Below are 337 nucleotides of genomic sequence, written 5' to 3'. Positions count from 1 at the left end.
AGATACTTTCACATATCGTAGCCACGGAGCATCTTTTTTCAGATTGCTTTGTAGCGCTGAAAACTGCTGTAGGGAATCGTCAGCATCTTTATCCTTCAATAATAGCTGTGGTGTTACTGAATGTGATAAAAAACCTGTTGTAAAAAGGCCGTTATAAGCAAGCCATTTTGAATAAGAATCAACTTGAAATCCTTGAAGCTGTCTAGGTAATACAGCAGTATTCTGATCAAGTAGTGATGGCTTTTCTACATCATTCATAATCGTTTGTAAATCAGGAAACACAGCGTTTACCACGTTATAATGTGTTAGGTGTTCACTTTGTTCAACAGGTATATAG

At 36.8% G+C, this 337-nt stretch carries 1 protein-coding gene; it reads right to left on the bottom strand.

Annotated elements, in window-relative coordinates; genetic code table 11:
• The coding region (locus FS935_RS23530; protein ID WP_158638703.1) for a hypothetical protein at nt 1–337 on the bottom strand (337 nt) is incomplete at both ends.

Origin of the sequence: Metabacillus litoralis, assembly GCF_007994985.1 — a bacterium.
GTDB classification, from domain to species: Bacteria; Bacillota; Bacilli; order Bacillales; family Bacillaceae; genus Metabacillus; species Metabacillus litoralis.
Note: the sequence above shows the minus strand (reverse complement) of the source record. Positions and strands in the feature narration are given on the sequence as shown.